Raw genomic sequence first — 1,685 nt, 5'->3', positions numbered from 1 at the left:
ATCAGACAATCTGTGTGAGCACTTCGCAGCAATGTATAAGCAGGTAAGGAGGTGATCCAACCGCAGGTTCCCCTACGGTTACCTTGTTACGACTTCACCCCAGTCATGAATCACAAAGTGGTAAGCGCCCTCCCGAAGGTTAAGCTACCTACTTCTTTTGCAACCCACTCCCATGGTGTGACGGGCGGTGTGTACAAGGCCCGGGAACGTATTCACCGTGGCATTCTGATCCACGATTACTAGCGATTCCGACTTCATGGAGTCGGGTTGCAGACTCCAATCCGGACTACGACGCACTTTATGAGGTCCGCTTGCTCTCGCGAGGTCGCTTCTCTTTGTATGCGCCATTGTAGCACGTGTGTAGCCCTGGTCGTAAGGGCCATGATGACTTGACGTCATCCCCACCTTCCTCCGGTTTATCACCGGCAGTCTCCTTTGAGTTCCCGACCAAATCGCTGGCAACAAAGGATAAGGGTTGCGCTCGTTGCGGGACTTAACCCAACATTTCACAACACGAGCTGACGACAGCCATGCAGCACCTGTCTCACGGTTCCCGAAGGCACAGCCCCGTCTCCGGAGCCTTCCGTGGATGTCAAGACCAGGTAAGGTTCTTCGCGTTGCATCGAATTAAACCACATGCTCCACCGCTTGTGCGGGCCCCCGTCAATTCATTTGAGTTTTAACCTTGCGGCCGTACTCCCCAGGCGGTCGACTTAATGCGTTAGCTTCGGAAGCCACGAGTCATGCTCACAGCCTCCAGGTCGACATCGTTTACAGCGTGGACTACCAGGGTATCTAATCCTGTTTGCTCCCCACGCTTTCGCACATGAGCGTCAGTCTTCGTCCAGGGGGCCGCCTTCGCCACCGGTATTCCTCCAGATCTCTACGCATTTCACCGCTACACCTGGAATTCCACCCCCCTCTACGAGACTCCAGCCTGCCAGTTTCAAATGCAGTTCCCGGGTTAAGCCCGGGGATTTCACATCTGACTTAACAGACCGCCTGCGTGCCCTTTACGCCCAGTAATTCCGATTAACGCTCGCACCCTCCGTATTACCGCGGCTGCTGGCACGGAGTTAGCCGGTGCTTCTTCTGTCAGTAACGTCAATGCACGCTGATATTAACAACGCACCCTTCCTCCTGACTGAAAGTACTTTACAACCCGAAGGCCTTCTTCATACACGCGGCATGGCTGCATCAGGGTTTCCCCCATTGTGCAATATTCCCCACTGCTGCCTCCCGTAGGAGTCTGGACCGTGTCTCAGTTCCAGTGTGGCTGGTCATCCTCTCAGACCAGCTAGGGATCGTCGCCTAGGTGGGCCTTTACCCCGCCTACCAGCTAATCCCATCTGGGTTCATCCGATGGTGTGAGGCCCGAAGGTCCCCCACTTTGGTCTTACGACATTATGCGGTATTAGCCACCGTTTCCAGTGGTTATCCCCCTCCATCGGGCAGATCCCCAGACATTACTCACCCGTCCGCCACTCGCCGGCAGGAGAGCAAGCTCTCCCCCGCTGCCGTCCGACTTGCATGTGTTAGGCCTGCCGCCAGCGTTCAATCTGAGCCATGATCAAACTCTTCAATTTAAAAGTGTCTGATGCTCAAAGAATTAAACTCTCCGTCCGGTATTTAAACCCGACGGTTACGTAATGAATTTACGCGTTCACTCTTCAAGACTTGATACT

The 1,685-nt window shown here is 54.4% G+C and carries 1 rRNA gene; it reads right to left on the bottom strand.

Features of this window, described 5'->3' with window-relative positions:
• Positions 1-44: 44 nt before the first annotated feature.
• Positions 45-1,586, bottom strand: a 16S ribosomal RNA gene (locus BL249_RS06450).
• Positions 1,587-1,685 lie beyond the last annotated feature (99 nt).

The organism is Erwinia sp. OLFS4 (genome assembly GCF_002752165.1).
Classification (GTDB): domain Bacteria; phylum Pseudomonadota; class Gammaproteobacteria; order Enterobacterales; family Enterobacteriaceae; genus Izhakiella.
The sequence above is the reverse complement of the archived record's forward strand: the minus strand, read 5'-3'. Positions and strand labels throughout refer to the sequence as shown.